Here is a 20554-nt window from a genome sequence, read left to right as displayed (position 1 = left end):
CGCGCGCCGCACACGCCTGCGCGGCGGTGCCGAAGCACCGCCGCGCAGCTGTGTGTCACATCCCCACAAGCACACCCACAGGGTCTCGGGGCCGGCAGGTCCCCAACGCGCACGCCGGCCCGCCGCGACTCACCAGAGGCGGGTGAAGTGGACGGCCACGTTGTGGTTGCCCTGCTGGATGGCCGTGAACGCGGAGCCGTTGACCTGAGCGGTGTTGCTCTGGTTCGTGGCGCCGGAACCCACCGCCTGCTGCCCGGTGGTGGACGAGTTGCCGCTGTTGTTGTGGCCGACTCCGCTGCCGACGATCCCGGCGACACCCGCGCTCGATCCGACACCCGCCACGGCGCCGGTGTCCGCCGCCGCGATGCCGGTGAAGAGGGCTGCCGCGAGCGGGACGGCGGTGACGGCGGCGAGAACGCGGGCGGTACGGATGCTTGCCATATTGCTCCTCCAGTAAGAGGTACGCACCGGCTGCCTGCCGGAAGTACGTGAAGCTGCGTGAAGCTACCTGAACTACGGCTTTCACCAGGGCGGTTGGCCGACCGCCCCAGCGGGTTCCCACGACGTCGCAAGATCAGAGTTGCCCACGGATCACCGGGGAACCACCCCGGAAGCCCCGATTAGCACGCAAGCGTGAGGACAAGTCGATAAACCCCCTTCACCACCTTTCCCGCCGCCAAAGCCCCGACCGGACACAGAGCGCCCCCCTTCACCCCAAGCGCGACAAGAGGTGAAGCGTTCCGGCAAGCGCCCGGCGCAAACCGGCCGTACCGAGCGCCCCTGCCGCACCCCGCAAACGCCCTCTTCCCATCCTCGAACGCTCGTACGAATATGAAGTCATGGCCACCACCGCCCGAAAGCCCTCGGCACCGGCACCGGCCCCCGCCCTCACCCACGCCCTGACGGCCGCCGCCCGCGGCCTGGCCGTCATCCCGCTGTCCCCGACCAAGCACCCGGCGCTGCGCTCCCCGCACCACCCCGCCTCGCACGACGGTGCGAACCACCCCGCCACGCGCCGCGCTGACGGCGCCGCACCACCCGGCGGCGCCCCGGACACGACCCGGCGGCAGCCGTGCCGCGGTGAGTGCGGCGCCCTCGGTCACGGTGTGTACGACGCCTCGTCCGACCCGGCCCGCATCCGGGACCTGTTCGCCGCGGCGCCCCGGGCCACCGGCTACGGGATCGCCTGCGGAGTGCCGCCGCACCACCTGATCGGCGTCGACCTGGACACCAAGCCCGGCACGGACGCCCTGGCCGCCCTGCGCGAACTGGCCCGGCGCCACCGCTTCCCGCTCCCCGCGACCGTCGTCGTCCTGACCCCGAGCGGCGGCCGCCACCTGTGGTTCAGCGGCCCCCCGGACGTCACCGTCCCCAACTCGGCCGGCCGGCTCGCCCCCGGCATCGACATCCGCGGCACCGGCGGCTACCTGATCGGCCCCGGCTCCCGCACCCACCACGGCACGTACGCCCTCGCCCCCGGCACCGCCCACCTCGCCCCCGCGCCCTGCCCGCCGCCCCTCCTGCGCCTCCTCGTGCCCCCGCCCCGCCGCACGCCACCGCCCTCCCCCGGCCGCCACACCGCCCACGGCCTCGTCCGCTTCGTCCTGGACGCCCCCGAGGGCCAGCGCAACACCCGCCTCTTCTGGGCCGCCTGCCGCGCCTACGAATCCGGCCTCGGCCCCGCCCTCCACCCCCTCCTCCTCGACGCCGCCCTCACCACCGGCCTCTCCCGCCCCGAAGCCCACTCCACCCTCACCTCGGCGTCCCGCGCGACGGGGCGCCATCCATGAGGACCGGCGCGTCACCTCCCCCACGAGAACCGGCCCCGCGCGGCACGGCTCCCCGGAGAATTCCGCTGTTTCCCGGCTTGTTGGTCGCGGGGCGCTGCTGCCATCGTTGCCACTCAGCCGTGCAGCCGGGGGTGGACGGGTGGCTCAGAACGAAGGACTGACGTCAGTCGGTGCGGGACGCTACAAGCTGATCCGGGCTGTCGGCCGTGGCGGCATGGCCACGGTCCACCAAGCCACGGACACGGCGCTGGGCCGCGGACGGCCCGTCGAGACGGCGGGCATCGTCGTGCCCGCCGCTCACTGCGAGATCGTCTACGAGATTCCGATCAACCGCTGACAGGGCAGAGCCTCTTGCGCTCAGGCTTCAGCTTCCAGGAAGCGTGTGCGAGCGTGCCGTCGTGACTACACCCTCATCGCACCTGCTGCCCCGGCCTTTTCTGTCGTGCTGGCTTCATTGGATCGCGGTACCCACCGCAGATCAGCACGGAGTCATGTCCCTACTGGGGCTGACGGACGGGGCACCCGTGTCCTTCAGTCACGCTGAAGAGGCCGTCGATGAAGACAGCCATTGCGGAGCCGAAGGGCTCCGCCGCGTATACGTGAGTCCAGCACTCGACGGGTGGACCCTGGTCATCGGACGTTGGTGCGATCCCTGCGGCCGCGAGCGCTCGGACGCTGTGCTGCGTATGTGCGAGGAACTGAGTGTCCACTACGGAACAGCGCAGGCCTACTACTACGGCGCGCAGGGTGACGGGTCGGCTTGGCTGGTCGCAGAGCAGGGAGCGGTTGTGCGCCGCTATTGCGAGACCGGCGCGGGCGATGACCACTACCTGACGCTGGGAGAGCCGCTGCCCTGTGAACGTTCCCGTCGAGAGGCCCTGGGCCTGGCCACGAGCTGGGATGCGGCAACCGAGACGGAAGAGGACGAAGAGACGTGGGCCCTGGAGACCATGGACATGGCACCCGAGATCGCCGCCGCCCTAGGTGTATTGACTCGCAGCGTTGTTCACACGGCTGATTGGGGGCTTGCCTCCGAGTGCGGTGTGGCAGCGGTGGTGATTGTAGGTGTGCAGGAAGTCTGTCAGGGCGTCGGTGCGTTCGGTGTTGCTGGTGTAGGGCCGCTGGTAGGCCCATTCGTCGAGCAGGGTGCGGTTGAAGCGTTCGACCTTGCCGTTGGTCTGCGGCCGGTAGGCGCGGGTGAGCTTGCCGGCCGCGCCGAGATCGTCCAGCGCCTGCCGCCAGGCGAAGCTCTTGCGGTAGGGCCACGCGTTGTCGGTCAGGACGCGTTCGATGCGGGTGATGCCGCAGGTGGCGAAGAAGACTGCGGCCCGCCGCAGGAAGCCGGCGCAGGTGACGGCCTTCTCGTCCGGGTGGACCTCGCTGTAGGCCAGGCGGGAGTGGTCGTCGACGGCGGAGTGGATGTAGTCGAATCCCATGTTGCTGCGGCGGGCGCGGCCGGCCTGGCGGCCCAGTACCCTGTGGCCGCCGCCGTCGGGGATGCGGCCGAGCTTTTTGACATCCACGTGGAGCAGCTCGCCGGGCCGGTCGCGTTCGTAGCGGCGGATGAGCTGTCCGGTGGGCCGGTCCAGGTGGGCCAGCCGGTTCAGGCCGTGGCGGACCAGGATCCGGTGCACGGTCGAGGCGGGCAGGCCCAGGACCGGCCCCAGCCGTGCGGGACCGAGCTTGCGGACCTGCCGCTCGTGACACACCCGGGCCTCGACGGCGGCCGGCGTGCGGTGCGGGGTGGTTCGGGGCCTGCTGGAGCGGTCGGCGAGGCCGGCCTCGCCCTCGGTACGCCAGCGGCGGATCCACTTGTGGGCTGTGGCGCGTGAGACGCCCATCTCGGCGGCGACATGCGCGACGGCACGGCCGCAGCGGACACGCTCGACGAGCAGCCGCCTGCCGTGAACGGTCAGCCGGGCATTACGGTGGGACACGAAGACCTCCGTGTGGTGCGGTCCTAGACAGCTCCACCACACCGGAGGTCTTCGCCATGATCAAGCACCCACGCGCGTCAACAACGCTCGTGATCAATACACCTAGGCACCAGTCCGCGTGCCCTGACGGCACAGACTCCGATGTCTGGCACAGGGGTGCTGGCGCGCACTCCACCCGGCAAGCCCTGAGCCCCCTGCGCCCAGCGCCGGATGCTGTGATCAGTGACGTCTGCGCTGAGGCTGAAGGGCAAGCCACAATCCACTCTCAGCATGCGCTCGCTCGTGCCCCATCCGTGCCCCATCGACCGGGAAACCACGGGCACACACGGTGCCGGACGGTCACCGCCCAGCGCCACGGCCCCCGACCGTCTCACCTGGTCAGGGGCCGTCCGTTCAAGCGGTGGGTGTGGGATTTGAACCCACGGTGACTCGCGCCACGACGGTTTTCAAGACCGTTCCCTTAGGCCGCTCGGGCAACCCACCTGGGCCTCGCCCACCGGGGCGGGGCGGGTACAGCGTACCGGGCCTCGGGCGGGGGGCGGAGGGTGTGGGGCGGGGCGTGGGCAAAAGCGGTGGCTCCGGCGGGCGGGTGGTGGATAGCCTGCGCGGCCGTGACTGATCGTCTGAAGGCTTGCGGAGAGACGTGGTTGTCCGGGGGACGGTGTGCCGGTGAGGATGGTCAGGGGCGGGCGGGCGGCCGTGGCTGACCGGGGCGGGGGAGCGTCCGGGGGCGCCGGGGAGACGTTGTTCTCGCGGACGCATCTGGCGGCCACCGCCAGTTTCTCCCTGGTGATGTTCCTGACCGGGTTCGCGGCGCTCGCGGTGGTGCCCACTCTGCCGACGGCGGCCCGGGATCTGGGCGGGGTGTCGCTGTTCCCGCTGGTCGCGGGCTGCTTCGTGGCGGCGGGTCTGCTGGGCGGGGTCCTCGGCGGGCACTGGGCGGACCGGTCGGGAGCGCGCGGGCCGCTGGCCGCCGGCATGGCGCTGACCGTGGTCACCCTGATCGTCTCGGCCACCAGTACCTCGATCTGGCAGCTGGCGGCCGGGCGCTTCCTGGACGGTCTCGCCGCCGGAGCGGTCGCGGTGTCCGTCAACGCCGCCATCGGGCAGGTCTATCCGAAGCGCCTGCGCCCGCGTGCGCTGGCGCTGATGAGCGCGTGCTGGGTCATCCCGTCGCTGACGGGTCCGCCGCTGGCCGGGCTCGTCTCCGCGTGGTGGTCCTGGCGCGTGGTGTTCTACGGCCTCGCCGCCCTCACCGTGCTGCCGACGCTGGTCCTGGTGACCGTTCTGCGCGGCCCCTCCTGGCAGGGCGCGGCCGGGGCGCGCGAGGACCGGGCCGCCCGCCCGCCACTGCTGCTCGCGGCCCTGGTGAGCCTGGGCGCGGCGCTGGGGCAGTACGGCGTGTCGGGCTGGGACGTCCGCCATCTGCTGTTCGCCGCCGCGGCGCTGTGCCTGCTCGTGGTCTGCGCGCCCCGGCTGCTGCCCGCCGGCACCTGGCGGGCAGCAGGGGGGCTGCCGGCCACGGTGCTGCTGCGCGGCCTGGCGTCCGGCACGTACTTCACGATCGAGGCGTTCGTGCCGCTGATGCTGATCGCGGAGCGCAAGGTGGCCCCGGTGGTGACCGGCCTCGCCTTCACGGGCGCCGCCGTGGTGTGGGCCGGGGCGTCCTGGGTCCAGGGCAGGCTGCTGGAGGGCCGGCCCCGGCATCGCCTGGTCGCCGCGGGTGCCGTGGTCATGACGGCCGCGGTCGCGCTCGCCGTGGCGGGAACGCTTCCCGGGGTGCCCGCGCTCACCGCGGCCTCGTCCATGATCGTCGCGGCGGTCGGCATGGGGCTGCTGGATCCCTCGCTGACCGTGCTGTCGCTCGCCCACAGTCCGCGGGGCCGACAGGGCTCTGCCAGCAGCGCGATGCAGACCAGCCAGAACCTCGGCCAGATCTCCGTGATGGCGCTGTACTCCGTGGTGCTCAACGCCTGCCTGGGCGCCGGCGCCTCCGGCCTGGCCGGGTACGGGGCCGCCTTCGGGCTGCTGGCGGTGCCCACGCTGGTGATCGCCGTACTCGCCGGGCGGGCTCGCGGGACCGGGGAGCCGGCGCCACGGACCGTGGCCGGGTCCGGGGCCGGGGCCGCGGACAGCTCCGGGGCGGACCCGGGCACCCGCATGGACCCGGGGGACGGTGCGAGCAGCAGCCCGGCCTCCGGTTCAGGTGTCGGCTCACCCTGAGCCGGGAAACGGCCGCTGCCCGCGCCGCCGCCCGTCCGGGGCGGTGGCGCGGGCAGCGGGCACGCGCGCGCGTGGGCGGTGTGTGGGCGTGTGCGTGTGCGTCAGCTCGCGCTGTCGCCGATCCGGGACGCCAGCGTCACGTCGACGGTGTGCTCCTTGCCGTCGCGCTTAAAGGTGATCTTCACCGTGTCGCCGGGCTTGTGGGTCCAGATCTCGCCGATGAGGGTCGGACCGGAGTCGACCACCGTGTCGTCCAGCTTGGTGATGACGTCACCGGGCTTGAGACCCGCCTTGGCCGCCGGGCTGCCCGGCTCCACGGCGGCGCCGCCGCCCGCGCCCTGGTCGGAGATGGTCGCTCCGCCGGAGCCGTCCTGCGAGGTGGCGACGGAGGCACCGATCTTCGCGTAGACCGGCTTGCCCGTCTTGATCAGCTGCTGGGCGACGTACTTGGCCTGGTTGATCGGGATGGCGAAGCCCAGGCCGATCGAACCGGACTGCCCCGAGCCGCCCAGACCGCCGCCGCTGCCGGAGGACTGGATCGCAGAGTTGATGCCGATCACCGCGCCGCGCGCGTCGAGCAGCGGGCCGCCGGAGTTCCCGGGGTTGATCGAGGCGTCGGTCTGCAGGGCGCTCATGTAGGACGCCTTGCTGTCGCCGCTGCCGTCGCTGGAGGCGACCGGGCGGTTCTTGGCGCTGATGATGCCTGTCGTCACCGTGTTCGACAGGCCGAAGGGCGCGCCGATGGCGATCGTCTCGTCGCCCACGGCCACCTTGTCGGAGTCGCCGAGGGCGAGCGGCTTGAGGTCGGAGGGCGCGTTCTTGAGCTTGATCACCGCGACGTCGTAGCCCTGGGCGTGGCCGATGATCTCGGCGTCGTACTTCCGGCCGTCGGGGAAGGTGGCGGTGAGCTTGCCACCGTCGACGGCGTCGGCCACGACGTGGTTGTTGGTGACGATGTGGCCCTGGGTGTCGAACACGAATCCGGTGCCGGTGCCGCCCTGGCCGTTGGTGCTCTCCGCCTCGATGGTGACGGTGCTCGGCAGCGCCTTGGCGGCCACGCCCGCGATCGAGTTCGGATCGCGCTTGACCTGGGAGGCGCCCGCGTCGGAGGCGGCGACCGTGGTGGAACCGCCGTCGTCGTTCCTCGCCAGTGTGTAGCCGAGGCCGCCGCCCAGGCCGCCCGCGACCAGCGCGGCCACCAGGACCGCGGCGATCAGACCGCCGCGCCGGCTGCGCGGCTTCGGCGCGGGCTGCTGGTACGCCGCACCCCAGCCCGCGCCCCCGGCACCACCGGCCGCGCCCGCGCCGCCGTCCGCGTACGACGGCACGGCGGGAGGCTGGGGCGGCGGCCAGGAGCCGTCGACGGGCGCGCCGGGGACACCGGCACCCTGCGGCTGCTGCGGGTGTCCGCCCGCCGGGAAGGTCTGCGCGGGCCCCTCACCGGCGGTTCCCGGCGCGCCCTGGGCCGCCGGGTGGGCGGCCGCGTCGGCGGGTGCCGCCGACGGAGCCGCCGGTGGGGTGTCCTGCTGCGGGGCGCCCGGCACGTACGGAGGCGTGCTGGGCGGCGGGGGCGTGGGGGCACCGCCCTGGGGAGCGGGCGGCTGGGAAGCTGCGGAGGTCTCCACCGGCACGGGAGGTGCGGACGGGGCCGGGGGTACCTCGGTGCCCTCGTTCTCGGTGCTCACAGCTCTTCTCCTCGATCCACGGCTGTTGTTGTCGGTCGCACTCGTCACGCTCGTCCTGGCTGCCGACGACCCGGCGTGCTCCAGCTGTGCAGGTGCATCTGTACGTGGTCAGCTTTTCCCACAGGCCGTCAGAGCACCATAAGCCGAGGCTGTGGGTCGGCCACCACCACTCCTTATACGGGTCATCTCGCAGTAAACGGACACACTATCGACACCTTCCCGTGGCCACACCCGCTCCGCCGCGGTGGCACCATGACGCGGTGACCCACGCACGGCAGCATCACATCCAGGTCGTCGCACACCGCGGAGCCTCCGAGGCCGCGCCGGAGCACACCCTGGCCGCCTACCGGACGGCGATCGAGGACGGCGCGGACGCCCTCGAGTGCGACGTGCGGCTGACCGCGGACGGCCACCTCGTGTGCGTGCACGACCGCCGCGTCAACCGTACGTCCAACGGCCGCGGCGCGGTCTCCGCCCTGGAACTCGCCGACCTGGCCGCGCTGGACTTCGGCTCCCGGCACTCCCGCGCCACCTGGCGCGGCCGCGACGAGGAGCCCGACTGGGTCGTACGCCCCGAGGACCCGGAGGACACCTCCGTCCTCACCCTGGAGCGGCTGCTGGAGCTCGTCTCCGACGCGGGACGGCGGGTGGAGCTGGCCATCGAGACCAAGCACCCCACGCGGTGGGCCGGCCAGGTCGAGGAGCGGCTGCTCGCCCTGCTGAAGCGGTTCGGCCTGGACGCTCCGACCGTTCCCGCCGACTCGCCGGTGCGGGTGATGAGCTTCTCGGCGCGCTCCCTGCACCGGGTGCGGGCGGCCTCCCCGACGCTGCCGACGGTCTACCTGATGCAGTTCGTCTCGCCCCGGCTGCGCGACGGACGGCTGCCGGCCGGGGTCCGGATCGCGGGTCCCTCGATCCGCATCGTGCGGGGGCATCCGGGGTACGTCGAGCGGCTGAAGGCAGCCGGGCACCAGGTCCACGTGTGGACGGTGAACGACCCGGAGGACGTCGCTCTCTGTGTCGATCTCGGCGTCGACGCCATCATCACCAACCGTCCGGGACCCGTCCTGCGCCAGCTCGGCCGCTGACAGGCCGCCTGCCAGCCGCCCGTAGGCCGCCGACAGGCCACCGATCGGCCACTGATCGGTCACGGGCCTTGACCTCGCGCCCGCCGCTCCAGCAGGCTCCGGTTCAAGCCACTTTGACGATATTCGGCCATGCGGTGACAAGGAGTGCTCCGGCGCGTTCGCTGCGTGTTCGATCCTCGTTAATGCGTCGTCGGGCGCTGGATGGCCGGTTTCCGGTTCAGGCCGATGGGGCATCCACACCGTGGCGTGGGGCGAAGGAGGTCTCGGGGGTGGCGTTGGTGGTGGCACAGGAGGTGCCCACGTCGTCGTGCATGGCCGTACCCCATGGCCCTGCGGGCGTGGGGGAAGCAAGGCACCGGATGCGTGAGCAACTGCGCAGGGGCGGTGTGGCGGAATCGGTCGTCGACGACGCCGTTCTGGTCCTTTCCGAACTGCTGAGCAATGCGTGCAGGCACGGCCGGCCGCTGGGCGGCGCCCTGGCCGGCGACGGGGACGTCCGGGCCGCTTGGCGCGTCGACGCGGCCGGCCGGCTGGTCGTCGAGGTGACGGACGGCGGCGGCCCGACCCGCCCGGCCCCCGCCACCCCGTCGGTCACCGCGCACGGCGGTCGCGGACTGAACATCATCACGGCCCTCTGCGACGACTGGGGAGTGCGGGACGACGTCCGCGGCGAGGTCACCGTGTGGGTGATCGTCCACGACGACGTCCATGACCCGGACGCCGGTCATCGCCGGGACGGCTTCGCCGGGCGCGTCGCGGCGCCCGCGGCGGTGGCCGCCCTGCCCGAGCTGGGCTTCGCCGCCCCCTTCGGCGACCTGGCCTGACTCGACCCGACCGGCACGGGGCGCGGCGCGGCACGCGGGCGGGAAAGCCGCGGGGGACTCCGGCGCACGTGCCCGCCCGTGCGCGGGGTACGTGCGCGCGTCCCGGACAGCGATCCGATGCGGAGGCTCATGCGGCTCCGCGCGGGGTGCGTGCGCGCGCGTCCCGGACCAGAGGGCCCTCCCCCGTGCACGGGACGCGCCCGCGGGGGCCGACGACATTCCCGCGGGCGCCTCCGCTTGCACGTCCTCGCGCGGACGTTCCCCCGGCGCGGTCGCCTCTGTACACGCGTCCCCGTACACGCGTCCCCGCACAGACGTTCCCGCACAGACGTTCCCCGTACGCGCGCACGCGTCACCGCCCCCATGAGCCCGCAGGGCCTCCGCACGGCGCAACCGTCCCCCCCGACCCAGCCCACCCCTTCCCCGGGCGGCCCCGGGCGCCCCACCCGTCTCCGCACGCCCCGCCGCGCGCGGTCGGGTTGTCCACAACGCCCGCCCCGTCCACAGCTTCCCGTCGCGAAGGGTGTGAACGACTAGGCTCGCGCCCGTACAAGACGAGCCGTAACCGGGAGACACCCAGATGGCCAAGAAGCGACCCCAGACGAAGGCCAAGCGCCCGCAGCTCACGGACGGAGAGATCCCGGTCGTCGGCGCCCGCGAGCCCTGCCCGTGCGGCAGCGGCCGGCGCTACAAGGCCTGCCACGGCCGGGCCGCGGCGCACGCGGCGACCGAGCTGGTGCAGCGCCCGTTCGAGGGCCTGCCCGGCGAGTGCGACTGGGTGGCGCTGCGCGAGCTGGTCCCCGCGGCCACGGCCGAGCTGACGCTCAAGGACGGCCTGCCCGAGGGCGTGCCGTCGGTCCGGCTGGCCACCGTCCTGCCGATGGCCTGGCCCGCGCTGCGCCGCGACGACGGCTCGGTCCTCATCGGCCTGCAGAACGACACGGCGTCCGGCGACATCAGCCGCGACCTCGCCGACACGCTCCTGCGCGCGCTGGAGGCCGAGCCCGGCAACCCGGTGCAGGGCCGCCGCGCCCCGGCCGACGGCCCCCGGCTCCAGGACCTGCTGGACCCCGAGGCCCCCTTCGCACCCGAGGTGCACGAGGGCTTCGAGTTCTGGGTCCCGGACGCGGGGAACGCGGCGCCGGAGGTGGCCGCCTCCCTGGAGCGGGCCAACGCCGCGGCGATCCCGACCGTGCGCCTGGAGGGCGTGGACTGCGCCTACTGGTGCCGGACGCCGGAGAAGAACCACCTGCGCTGGGTCATGCCGCACCCGGAGGAGCAGCTTCTGGACGCTCTGGCGCGGCTGCACGCGGCGGGCGTCTCCAGCCTCGGCGAAGGCACCCGGCTGGTCGGCTCCTTCCGAGCTCACGGCCTCACCGTGCCCGTCTGGGACCTGCCCGGCGAGGTCGGCGCCCAGGACGTGGAGAAGCCGGCCGCCGAGTTCGCCGAGCGGCTGGCCGGGGCGCTGGCCACGGACGCGCCGCTGACCCCCGAGGAGCGCCGGGCCCGCGGCGGGCTGACCAACCGGCAGGTCACGCTCAGCTGAGCCGGGGGCCCACCGGCCGTGCTGACCGACCGGTCAGCCGGACGCCCCGCGCGGAACAGGTAGCTCCGGTTTCAACTCCCGGTCCGCGCGGGCGAGTCGGTGTGACCGGAAAGACGGCACACCGGGTGACTGGAAAGCCGGGATCGAATTTGCGAACCGCCGATCTCTTGTTACCGTTCCAGTAGCCCGGTTGCTGGTGCATCCCCCGTCGCCAGCAACCGGGTCTTTCCATGTGCACTGCCGCTCACCGAGCGCAGCCGCCCGTCAACGCCGCGTTTTCGCAGGTGAGTTGGAGCCGGAGCGCAGCAGCAGCGGTCCGCTTCCCGGGCGCCCGGCGAACTCGGCGACGGCCGTGTAGGCACCCGGCGCGCCACGGGTGTGCTCCCGGGGCGTGTCGCACGTCCCGGGTTCGTCGCCGCCGTCCAGCGCGCAGTGGATCCTCAGGGTGCGCTCGTCCGGGCCCATGAGGGTCAGCGCGGCGTCCAGGGCCCGGCCGGTCGCGTTGCGGTAGTAGGTGCGCGCCCAGGTGTCCGCGCCCTGGGTCAGCACACAGGTCTGCGCCTCGACACCACCGGGCGAGGCGACCTCGGGGCCGCAGCGGGTGGCGGTCGCCAGTCCCAGACCGAGCAGGAACGGCGTACGGGTGGGCGCGGCGGTCGGCATCTTGCCGTCGGCGGCCGGGCGGTCCGGCGCGGCGGCGGCACGTCCCCGGTCGTCCGGGCCACCCGGGGCTCCCGGAACGCCCCGGTCGCCGACCTGGCCCGCGGACGCCACGGCCAGCGGCAGCGCGACGGCGCACACCACGACGCCGATGAGGGCGTACAGCCGGACCCGCCGGGGATCGGCGCCGCCCGTACGCTCCGCCTCCGGGTCCCGGCGGTCGCCGCGTCCGCGCGGACCGCCGTCTCCGTGTCCGTGCGGGCGGCCGCTTCCGTGTCCCTCGGGATGGCGCAACATAAAGGGAAGATAACGACCAGAACGGGCGGTTGCCCCCGGCGCGCCCGACACCCCTACAACTCGGGCGCGCTCACACCCTTCCGAGTGAGGGCGTCCACCACCGCGTCCACCACGGCCTCCACGCCGGGCACCCAGGGGGCGGCGGAGCCGGGCAGCGGGGCGCGCTCCCAGCGGACCGGGCCTGCCCCCGTCTCCGAGGGCGGCAGGGCGATGTAGCCGCCCTCGCCGTGGAAGCGCAGCGAGCCGGGCACGAAGTCCTTGGCGTAGAGCAGTTCGCCGAGCCGCTCCAGGGAGTAGGGCTCGACGAGGATGGACCAGCGCGCCGACGAGGCGACGACCGGGCCGAGCCGCATGCCCGCCCGGTCCAGGGTGCGCAGGGCGCTCGCCGCCGCCAGCGCCGGCAGGCTCACCGCGCAGGGCGCCTTGCCGCCGGTGGCCAGGACGATCGGCGCGGCGGGCCGGTTGGTCCACCACCAGCGGACCATCCGGGCGTCGGTGGTCGCCGCGAGCAGGCCGGGGTCGAAGGGGTGTGCGCCGGGCACCGTGCACTCGGGGTCGGGGCAGGCGCAGCGCTCGGGCCGCCGCGCGTCCCTCGCCACGCCCGGGAGCACCGGCCACTGCCACTGGGCGGCGAAGGTCAGGGCCGCGTCGATCGGCTCGGGCCTCCCGTCACCGCGCCTGGACAGGAGCCTGCGTCGCCTTCCGGGGATCTCGCGCATGAGCGCTCGTCCTTTCCGTTGCACCGCTGGCAACACCGTGGACCACATCACACCATGTGTCGATCACTTCACTGGGCGTACCTGTTGGCGCATCACACCCCTGCCGTCAGCACGGGGAACCCTCTGGGCCGGGCACCGGCTGCTTCCGCTGCAGCCCTGCCCATACGCGTCTCTCAAGAGCATGGGCGTGGCGCGGGGTGGCGGAGTGTGGCGTTTTGCTGTCGCGCGTTCTGCTCTCCGCCGCCGTCACGCGAGGATGGGGCACGGCCGTCGGTGGATAGGACGCCCGGGTCCGTCGCCAGGTTCCGGGCAGCTCCCAACCACCCCTGGTCTTCTCCGAGTACGTACCCATCACGACCGCTGTGACGCTCTGTGGAGCGAAACCAGTCGACCGCAATAAGCCGTTACCCGAGGCAGTTTCAAGCCAACTTCGTTGATACGCAAGAGTCCAGGCACATCACCACGGCAGGCGCGCTGACACCAGGAATCCCGGCAGGACAATGCTGGACATCCCCTCACGAGTGCGTGTACATGTGGAGACACTGCCGGCGGCGCAGAATGACATGGGGGTTTGCGATGCTTTTGAGCAGTACGCACCGGTCGGAAAGCCGGACGCCATGAACGCCCCGCACCCTCCGAAAGTGGCCGGAATCGATTCAACGGTTCCCGCACCCGCACACACTGTCGCGCCCGTCCCCCCTGCCGCGGACGCCTCCTCCGCCGCCGGCGCGAGCAGCGCGCACTCCGCGCACACCGCCCATCCGCCGGGCGCCCTCCTCCAGGACCGGCTCGCCGGCTGGGTCTCCGACCTCACCACGCTGCACGAACTGACGGAGCGGCTGGCCCGTACGAACCGGCTCGACGCCGCGCTGGAGGAGCTGCTGCACGCCGGCGCCGCCCTCGTGGGCGCCCGGCGCGGCCTGGTCGTCCTCGAACCGGACGACGGACTCGGCCCCGACACGACCGTCGGCCTGGGTCTGGCCCGCGCCGACCTGGGCCACATCGAGACCGTCCCGCGCGCCTCGATGCCCTACGGCGCCCTGCTGGACACCGCGGCGGGACTGCCCGGCGGCGACGGTGAGATCGTGCGCGCCGACCTGTTCGCCGAGGAGGGCCTCGACCCCCGCCACCGCGAGGTGGCCGCCCGGCTCGGCTACGCGGCAGGCTACGCGCTGCCCCTGTCCACCGAGGCCGCCGGCCGGCTCGGCGCCGCGACCTGGCTCTACGACGAGCCCGCCGAACCCGACGAACGGCAGCGCCACCTGGCCGGTCTCTACGTCCGCTTCGCCACCGAGCACCTGGCCCGGCTGCTCGAAGGCGAACGCACGCGCGCGTGCATGGCGACGATGCGCGAGGAACTGCTGCCGTCCCGGCTGCCGCGGGTGCCCGGTGTCCGGCTGGCCGCCCGGCACCGCACCGGCCCGCGCGGCGGCGGCGACTGGTACGACGCGCTGCCGCTGCCCGACGCCGCGCTCGGCCTCGCGGTCGGCTCGGTGACCGGTTCCGGGCCCGGCGCGGTCGCCGCGATGGGCCGGCTGCGCGCCTCCCTGCGGGCGTACGCGGTGATGGAGGGCGAGGACCCCGTCGCCGTCCTGTCCGATCTGGAGCTGCTGCTGCGGCTGACCGAGCCCGCCCGCTCCGCCACCGCCCTGTTCGCCTACTGCGAGCCGGCGCTGCGCCGGATCACCGTGGCCGGGGCGGGGCACTGCCCGCCGCTGGTGCTCGGCGAACGGCGCACCGAGTACGTGGAGACGACCGTGTCCGCGCCGCTCGGCATGCTCGCCTGCTGGGAGGCGCCCAGCGTGGAGTTCCAGGTCGGCGCAGGCGAAACGGTGCTGCTGTACACCGACGGGCTGCTGCACCGTACCGGCGACCCCGCCGACCGTGCCTTCGCGCGGCTGCGCGCCGCCGCGGCCGGGGTCCCGCGCGCGGTGCGCCACGACCCGGACGCGGTCGCCGACCATGTGCTGCGCACCGTCCTGCCCGACGGCCTGGACGTGACCGACGGCATGGAGGACGTGGCCCTGCTGGTGGCCCGTTTCGAGTAGCTCCCCCGGCACTCCGGGTCACTGCCGCGCCCGTGGCGGACGCTCTCCTCGGACCCCTTCCGTACGACCGTACGATGGGAGTGGTCCAGTGCCGTATCAAGGAGGAAGACCGTGGCGAAGGAGCTCCCGGAGACCCCGGAGACTGCCGAGGAAGAGCCGATCAAGCAGCGCAAGAACGGCCTGTACCCGGGCGTGTCCGACGAGCTGGCCGAGAGCATGAAGTCCGGCTGGGCCGACACCGAGCTGCACGAGCTGGAGCCCGTCGAGCAGGCCGCGCACACCGCCCGGCGCCGCGCCGCGCTCTCCGCGCGCTTCCCCGGTGAGCGCCTGGTCGTCCCCGCGGGCAACCTGAAGACCCGCTCCAACGACACGGAGTACTCCTTCCGCTCCTCGGTCGAGTACGCCTACCTCACCGGCAACCAGACGGAGGACGGCGTCCTGGTCCTGGAGCCCACCGCCGACGGCCACCAGGAGACCATCTACCTGCTGCCCCGCTCCGACCGCGAGAACGGCGAGTTCTGGCTGGACGGGCAGGGCGAGCTGTGGGTCGGCCGCCGCCACTCCCTGACCGAGTCCGAGGCGCTGTACGGCATCCCGGCGGCCGACGTCCGCGAGCTGGCCGACGCGCTGCGCGAGGCCACCGGCCCGGTCCGCGTGGTGCGCGGCCACGACGCCGGCATCGAGGCGGCCCTGACCGACAAGGTCACCGCCGAGCGCGACGAGGAACTGCGCGTCTTCCTGTCCGAGGCCCGCCTGGTCAAGGACGACTTCGAGGTCGGCGAGCTGCAGAAGGCCGTCGACTCCACGGTGCGCGGCTTCGAGGACGTGGTGAAGGTCCTCGACAAGGCCGAGGCGACCAGCGAGCGCTACGTCGAGGGCACCTTCTTCCTCCGCGCGCGTGTGGAGGGCAACGACGTCGGCTACGGCACCATCGCCGCCGCCGGCCCGCACGCCTGCACGCTGCACTGGGTGCGCAACGACGGCCCGGTCCGCTCCGGCGACCTGCTCCTGCTGGACGCGGGCGTGGAGACGCACACCCTGTACACCGCGGACGTGACGCGCACGCTGCCGATCGACGGCACGTACAGCGAGATCCAGAAGAAGATCTACGACGCCGTGTACGACGCCCAGGAGGCGGGCATCGCGGCCGTGAAGCCCGGAGCCAAGTACCGCGACTTCCACGACGCCGCGCAGCGCGTGCTGGCCGAGCGGCTCGTCGCGTGGGGCCTCGTCGAGGGCCCGGTCGAGCGGGTCCTGGAGCTGGGCCTCCAGCGCCGCTGGACGCTGCACGGCACCGGTCACATGCTCGGCCTCGACGTCCACGACTGCGCCGTCGCGCGCACCGAGACGTACGTGGACGGCACGCTGGAGCCGGGCATGGTCCTCACCGTCGAGCCCGGCCTGTACTTCCAGGCCGACGACCTGACGGTCCCCGAGGAGTACCGCGGCATCGGCGTCCGCATCGAGGACGACATCCTGGTCACCGAGGACGGCAACCGGAACCTGTCGGCCGCGCTGCCGCGCCGGTCCGACGAGGTCGAGGCGTGGATGGCGGCCCTGAAGGGCTGATCGGCGAAGAGCGGCCGGGCACCCGAGCGGTGCCCGGCCGTACACATGCCCAGGGGGAGGGTTTCGTGCAGGTGGACGGCTTCTTGCCCGGTGCCGGGGTGGATCTGCATCTGGAACCGGACGCGGCGGCGGGCCGCCGGGCCGGACTGGAGAAGGCGCTCAGGGCCGCGGTGCGGGAGGGACGGCTGGCTCCCGGGGCCAGACTGCCCGCGACCCGGCGTCTCGCCCTCGAACTGGGCGTCTCGCGGGGCACCGTGAAGGCCGCCTACGACCAGTTGGTCGCCGAGGGGTACCTGACGGCGCGGCAGGGCTCGGGCACCCGGGTCGCCGCGCTGCCCGCCGTGGACGCGGAACAGCCCGGAGCGGCGGCACGCGCGCGTGCGCCCCGCTTCGACCTCAGGCCCGGCAGCCCGGACGTGGGCGCCTTCCCGGCGGCCGCCTGGCTGCGGGCGCTGCGCCGCGCCATCGCGACGGCGCCCTCGCTGGCGTACGACTACGGCGACCCGCGGGGCCGCATCGAGCTGCGCACCGCGCTGTCGGGGTACCTGGGGCGGGCCCGCGGGGTGGTGGCGCCGCCGGAGCGGATCGTCGTCACCTCCGGATACGTGCAGGGGCTGGCCCTGCTCACCCGGGTGCTGGACGGCGCCTCGGTCGCCATGGAGGACCCCGGGCTGCCCTTCCACCGGGACGTGGTGCGGCACAACGGCGGGACCGTGGTGCCGGTCCGGGTCGACGAACGCGGGGTGCGCGCGCAGGACCTGGGCGAGCAGTCGGCCGTCGTCGTCACCCCCGCGCACCAGTACCCGACCGGCGTCACCCTGCATCCCGAGCGGCGGCGGGCGCTCACCGACTGGGCACGCGCGCGTGGCGCCCTGATCGTCGAGGACGACTACGACGGGGAGTTCCGTTACGACCGCCAGCCGGTGGGCGCGCTCCAGGGCATGGCGCCCGGTCATGTCGCCTACCTCGGCACCGCCTCCAAGACTCTGGGGCCCGCACTGAGACTGGGCTGGATGGTGCTCCCGCCGCACCTGGTCGACGCGGTGGCCGAGGCCAAGCTGCACAGCGACCACCACACCGAGTCCATCGGGCAGCTGGCCCTCGCCGAGCTGATCGACAGCCACGCCTACGACCGGCATGTGCGCGCGTGCCGGCTGCGCTACCGGCGCCGCCGGGACCAGCTCCTGGGGCGGCTGGGCGGGCGCCGTCCGGTGCGCGGGATCGCCGCCGGGCTGCACGCCCTGGTCGATGTGGCGGACGAGGAGCGGGTGCTGGCCCGCGCCGAGGAGGCGGGGCTGGCGCTCGGCCGTCTCGGCGAGCACTGGCACACGCCCGGCGCGGGCCACCCGCAAGGGCTCGTCGTCGGCTACGGGACGCCCAGGGAGCGGACCTACCCGGAGGCGCTGGAGGCGCTGGCGAAGGTCCTGGACGGCGCGTGAGGCCGCGCTGCCGCCGGGGCGGCGGGGTGGTGCCACCGGGGGTGGCGGGGGCTACGGGGGCGACCGCAGTCAGACCGCCGCCAGCGGAGCGTCGTCGCGCCACTTGAGGATCTTGTCGAAGCTCACCACCGCACCGCCCCGCCCCGGCTCGTTGCCGATGTGGACGTGGTCGGCCAGCTCCCGGATGAGGCACAGGCCACGGCCGTGCTCGGCGTCCGTGTGCGGGGCGCGGACCGGCACGCGGTGTCCCTCGCCCGGGAAGCCGGGGCCGGTGTCGGCCACCTCGATACGGCACTTCTCCCCGTCGAGGTAGGCGGTCACCCGGTAGTCCTGCGAACTGGCGCCGTCCCCGCCGTGCTCCACGGCGTTCGCGCAGGCCTCGCTCAGGGCGACCGACAGGTCGAAGGAGATGTCGGGGTCGACGCCCGCGGTCTCCATCGTGCCGAGCAGGAGCCGCCGGGCGAGGGGCACGCTCGCAGCGTCACGCCGCAGATGGAGTGACCACCAGATGCTCATGCTCCAGCCTCCTGGCCGCGGCTCGACATACCGATACGTATTGCCCGGCGTGCCCGGCCGTAAGCACCGCGTTGACACGGCGACGCCCGTTCGGCGGATGCGAGGACGGAGGGGATCGGTGTATGCACGGGCGCATACGCCGTGGAAGGTGACCTGTCCGGAGGTACCGCACCTTGTGGACCTGCCGTACGGAGCACCGGTGCCCAGTGGGATGATGAGGCCGCCATGACTGCCCCCCACTCGCGCGCGGCATCCGCCGGACGCGATCTCAGGCTGCTGCGGGCCGCGGTGTTCGCCGCGGTCTGCGTCGTGCTGGCCGCGGCGGGGCACACCCTGGGCTCCTGCGCCACCGTCCCGCTGTGGACGCTGGGCGCGGGTTTCCTGGGGGCGCTCGTGGTCGTCGTACCGCTGGCCGGGCGCGCCCGCTCGCTGCCCGGGATCGCGGCGCTGCTCGCGGCGGGCCAGCTGGTGCTGCACGTGCTGTTCGGACTCGGACAGCACGGGGCAGGCATGGTGTCCGGCGCGATACCGATGGGCTCGACGGGTTCCATGGGAGCCATGGGGCCCCTGGGCTCGACGGTTTCGGCGGGCGCGGCGGGTTCGGCGGTGCCGGGCGGTTCCCTGGGCCACGCGGGCCATGTGCTGTCCGACGCCGCGCTGGTGGAGCGGGCCGCGCGATACCTGTGCGGCACCACCACCGCGGGGATCACCCCGGCACGGGCCTACCGGATCCTCGTCGACGCCCATGTCTACCCGTCCGGAGCCGCGGCACCGACCGGCGCGACCGGTCCGGCGGCCGTCCCGCACGGCGCCGGGTCCCTCGCCGCGCTGCTGCCGTCCCTGCCCATGCTGCTCGGCCATGTGCTCGCCGCGCTGGCCGCGGGCTGGCTGCTGCGCCGTGGCGACCTCGCCCTGGTGCGGCTGATCGCACTGTCGGCGCACGGAGTCGCCGAGGGCGCGCTCGTACGGTCCCTGCGCGGGGCGCTCGCCCTGGTGTGCGCCCTGTGCGCCGGGCTGCCGGCGCTGCCGGGCACAGGCCCGCGCGTCCCGCGCGCCGCCGACCGCGTCCTGCCGCCGCCGACCGCCACCGCCCTCCAGCACACGGTGATCCGGCGCGGTCCGCCTGCCGCCGTCCTCGTCCTCGCCGCCTGACACGACGCGACCAGCACTCCACGGTCCCGGCCCACCCGGCCGGAACGGAGGGGGAGGCCGCCGTCGTGCGGCGTCCCCGCGCGTGCCCGCCCCGCGGGCGGTGCGCACCGGCGTACGTCCCGGTGCGCACGCTCCCTCGCACCGCCCCGGAGTACGCGCCCTCTCCCGACCACCGGATCCACCGGACCACCGGACCACCGGACCCACTCGAAGTGGAGTGTTCTCTGTGATGCAGGCCATCAGCCGCAAGACCTCTCGTCTCGCCACCGTCGGCGCCCTCGCGGGCGCGGCCGTCCTCGCCGTCTCCGTCCCCGCGTTCGCGCACGTCACCGTGGCGGCGGAGGGCGCCGCGGCCAAGGGCGGCTACGCCGTCGTCGACTTCAAGGTGCCCAACGAGCGCGACAACGCCTCCACCACCAAGCTGGAGGTCGCCTTCCCGACCGATCACCCGCTGGCCTCGGTGATGCCGGAGCCGGTCAACGGCTGGAAGGTCGAGGTCACCAAGTCCAAGCTGGACAAGCCCCTGGAGATGCACGGCAAGCAGATCTCCGAGGCGGTCAGCAAGGTCACCTGGACCGCCACCGACGGCAAGGGCATCCTGCCGGGCTACTTCCAGAAGTTCCCGGTGTCCGTGGGCGCGCTGCCCCAGGACGCCGACCAACTCGTCTTCAAGGCCCTCCAGACGTACTCCAACAAGGAGGTCGTCCGCTGGATCGAGGTCCCGCAGAAGGGCCAGGCCGAGCCCGACAACCCGGCACCGACGCTCCAGCTGACCGCCGCGGCGGACGACGCCCACGGAGCGGCGGCCCAGAACACCTCCGCCGGTTCCAAGTCCGCCGAGAGCACCCCCACCGCCGCCGCCGCCGAGAGCGGCAGTGACACCACCGCCCGCGTCCTCGGCGTCGTGGGCATCGTCGTCGGCGCGGCCGGCGTGGCGTACGGCGTGTTCGCCGGGCGCCGCCGGACCGCCGCCTGATCCTGCTCGTCCGTGCCGCGCACCGGGACCGCACGAGGTCCGGGTACGGCCGTCCCCCCGTGTGGGGCGTACGGGCCCGGTGCGC

Annotated in this window: 16 protein-coding genes, 1 tRNA gene and 1 pseudogene; 11 read left to right on the top strand and 7 right to left on the bottom strand. The window is 73.7% G+C overall.

What is annotated here, in order from left to right; genetic code table 11:
* Positions 1-129 precede the first annotated feature (129 nt).
* Positions 130-441, bottom strand: coding sequence for a hypothetical protein (locus R4Z62_RS17165; protein ID WP_018566301.1), 312 nt, complete (start codon positions 439-441; stop codon positions 130-132).
* Positions 442-839: 398 nt separating this feature from the next.
* Here R4Z62_RS17165 and R4Z62_RS17160 point away from each other — a divergent pair, with 398 nt between their 5' ends.
* Both R4Z62_RS17160 and R4Z62_RS17155 read left to right on the top strand, forming a co-directional pair.
* A complete protein-coding gene (locus R4Z62_RS17160) occupies positions 840-1790 on the top strand; it encodes a bifunctional DNA primase/polymerase (RefSeq protein ID WP_491520239.1) in 951 nt (316 codons plus the stop codon).
* 256 nt (positions 1791-2046) lie between these two features.
* Positions 2047-2127: pseudogene (locus R4Z62_RS17155) on the top strand (GntR family transcriptional regulator); the annotation flags it as partial.
* 643 nt (positions 2128-2770) lie between these two features.
* Here the strand turns inward: R4Z62_RS17155 and R4Z62_RS17150 are convergent.
* Both R4Z62_RS17150 and R4Z62_RS17145 read right to left on the bottom strand, forming a co-directional pair.
* A complete protein-coding gene (locus R4Z62_RS17150; RefSeq protein WP_491520238.1) occupies positions 2771-3727 on the bottom strand; it encodes an IS481 family transposase in 957 nt (318 codons plus the stop codon).
* A 398-nt stretch (positions 3728-4125) separates the two neighbouring features.
* Positions 4126-4210, bottom strand: a tRNA-Ser gene (locus tag R4Z62_RS17145).
* Between the two features lie 261 nt (positions 4211-4471).
* Here R4Z62_RS17145 and R4Z62_RS17140 point away from each other — a divergent pair.
* On the top strand, positions 4472-5950 hold the full coding sequence (locus R4Z62_RS17140) for an MFS transporter (RefSeq protein ID WP_491520237.1): 1479 nt from the start codon (positions 4472-4474) through the stop codon (positions 5948-5950).
* Positions 5951-6051: 101 nt separating this feature from the next.
* On the opposite strand, the gene R4Z62_RS17135 is transcribed toward R4Z62_RS17140, so the two are convergent.
* The gene (locus R4Z62_RS17135) at positions 6052-7635 is read right to left on the bottom strand and encodes a S1C family serine protease (protein ID WP_491520236.1); all 1584 of its coding nucleotides are present in this window, start codon (positions 7633-7635) and stop codon (positions 6052-6054) included.
* Positions 7636-7895: 260 nt separating this feature from the next.
* Between R4Z62_RS17135 and R4Z62_RS17130 the strand changes: the two genes are divergently transcribed.
* From R4Z62_RS17130 to R4Z62_RS17120, 3 genes are all read left to right on the top strand, one after another.
* Positions 7896-8723, top strand: coding sequence for a glycerophosphodiester phosphodiesterase (locus tag R4Z62_RS17130; RefSeq protein ID WP_491520235.1), 828 nt, complete (start codon positions 7896-7898; stop codon positions 8721-8723).
* A 182-nt stretch (positions 8724-8905) separates the two neighbouring features.
* A complete protein-coding gene (locus R4Z62_RS17125) occupies positions 8906-9547 on the top strand; it encodes an ATP-binding protein (protein ID WP_355477811.1) in 642 nt (213 codons plus the stop codon).
* 580 nt (positions 9548-10127) lie between these two features.
* Positions 10128-11093 carry a DUF5926 family protein gene (locus R4Z62_RS17120; protein WP_491520234.1) on the top strand — a complete coding sequence of 322 codons (966 nt, stop codon included), beginning with the start codon at positions 10128-10130 and terminating at the stop codon, positions 11091-11093.
* A 264-nt stretch (positions 11094-11357) separates the two neighbouring features.
* On the opposite strand, the gene R4Z62_RS17115 is transcribed toward R4Z62_RS17120, so the two are convergent.
* Entirely contained in the window at positions 11358-12050 is a 693-nt protein-coding gene (locus R4Z62_RS17115) for a hypothetical protein (protein ID WP_491520233.1), read from the bottom strand.
* 53 nt (positions 12051-12103) lie between these two features.
* Positions 12104-12769 carry a bifunctional DNA primase/polymerase gene (locus R4Z62_RS17110; RefSeq protein ID WP_064533999.1) on the bottom strand — a complete coding sequence of 222 codons (666 nt, stop codon included), beginning with the start codon at positions 12767-12769 and terminating at the stop codon, positions 12104-12106.
* Positions 12770-13269: 500 nt separating this feature from the next.
* Here R4Z62_RS17110 and R4Z62_RS17105 point away from each other — a divergent pair, with 500 nt between their 5' ends.
* The 3 genes from R4Z62_RS17105 (at position 13270) to pdxR (ending at position 17825) form a co-directional block, all read left to right on the top strand.
* Positions 13270-14817, top strand: coding sequence for a PP2C family protein-serine/threonine phosphatase (locus R4Z62_RS17105; protein ID WP_491520232.1), 1548 nt, complete (start codon positions 13270-13272; stop codon positions 14815-14817).
* A gap of 111 nt (positions 14818-14928) precedes the next feature.
* Entirely contained in the window at positions 14929-16386 is a 1458-nt protein-coding gene (locus R4Z62_RS17100) for an aminopeptidase P family protein (RefSeq protein ID WP_491520231.1), read from the top strand.
* 71 nt (positions 16387-16457) lie between these two features.
* Positions 16458-17825 carry a MocR-like pyridoxine biosynthesis transcription factor PdxR gene (pdxR, locus tag R4Z62_RS17095; protein ID WP_389596905.1) on the top strand — a complete coding sequence of 456 codons (1368 nt, stop codon included), beginning with the start codon at positions 16458-16460 and terminating at the stop codon, positions 17823-17825.
* Positions 17826-17894: 69 nt separating this feature from the next.
* On the opposite strand, the gene R4Z62_RS17090 is transcribed toward pdxR, so the two are convergent.
* Complete coding sequence (locus R4Z62_RS17090; RefSeq protein WP_491520230.1) at positions 17895-18341, bottom strand: ATP-binding protein; 447 nt, start codon at positions 18339-18341, stop codon at positions 17895-17897.
* 225 nt (positions 18342-18566) lie between these two features.
* On the opposite strand from R4Z62_RS17090, the gene R4Z62_RS17085 reads away from it, so the two are divergent.
* Positions 18567-19493 carry a hypothetical protein gene (locus tag R4Z62_RS17085; protein ID WP_385501919.1) on the top strand — a complete coding sequence of 309 codons (927 nt, stop codon included), beginning with the start codon at positions 18567-18569 and terminating at the stop codon, positions 19491-19493.
* A gap of 229 nt (positions 19494-19722) precedes the next feature.
* Complete coding sequence (locus R4Z62_RS17080; RefSeq protein ID WP_355477825.1) at positions 19723-20469, top strand: YcnI family copper-binding membrane protein; 747 nt, start codon at positions 19723-19725, stop codon at positions 20467-20469.
* Positions 20470-20554: the final 85 nt, after the last annotated feature.

Source organism: Streptomyces sp. PL-25 (assembly GCF_058344915.1).
This window is presented reverse-complemented; position numbering and strand designations above follow the sequence as displayed.

Bases quoted from the DNA above. Each gene is read 5' to 3' on its own strand.
- R4Z62_RS17105 (WP_491520232.1), top strand. From the start codon at position 13,270: ATGCTGGACATCCCCTCACGAGTGCGTGTACATGTGGAGACACTGCCG.
- R4Z62_RS17080 (WP_355477825.1), top strand. From the start codon at position 19,723: ATGCAGGCCATCAGCCGCAAGACCTCTCGTCTCGCCACCGTCGGCGCC.
- R4Z62_RS17125 (WP_355477811.1), top strand. From the start codon at position 8,906: ATGCGTCGTCGGGCGCTGGATGGCCGGTTTCCGGTTCAGGCCGATGGG.
- R4Z62_RS17085 (WP_385501919.1), top strand. From the start codon at position 18,567: ATGACTGCCCCCCACTCGCGCGCGGCATCCGCCGGACGCGATCTCAGG.
- R4Z62_RS17115 (WP_491520233.1), bottom strand. From the start codon at position 12,050: ATGTTGCGCCATCCCGAGGGACACGGAAGCGGCCGCCCGCACGGACAC.
- R4Z62_RS17090 (WP_491520230.1), bottom strand. From the start codon at position 18,341: ATGAGCATCTGGTGGTCACTCCATCTGCGGCGTGACGCTGCGAGCGTG.
- R4Z62_RS17160 (WP_491520239.1), top strand. From the start codon at position 840: ATGGCCACCACCGCCCGAAAGCCCTCGGCACCGGCACCGGCCCCCGCC.
- R4Z62_RS17120 (WP_491520234.1), top strand. From the start codon at position 10,128: ATGGCCAAGAAGCGACCCCAGACGAAGGCCAAGCGCCCGCAGCTCACG.
- R4Z62_RS17165 (WP_018566301.1), bottom strand. From the start codon at position 441: ATGGCAAGCATCCGTACCGCCCGCGTTCTCGCCGCCGTCACCGCCGTC.
- R4Z62_RS17110 (WP_064533999.1), bottom strand. From the start codon at position 12,769: ATGCGCGAGATCCCCGGAAGGCGACGCAGGCTCCTGTCCAGGCGCGGT.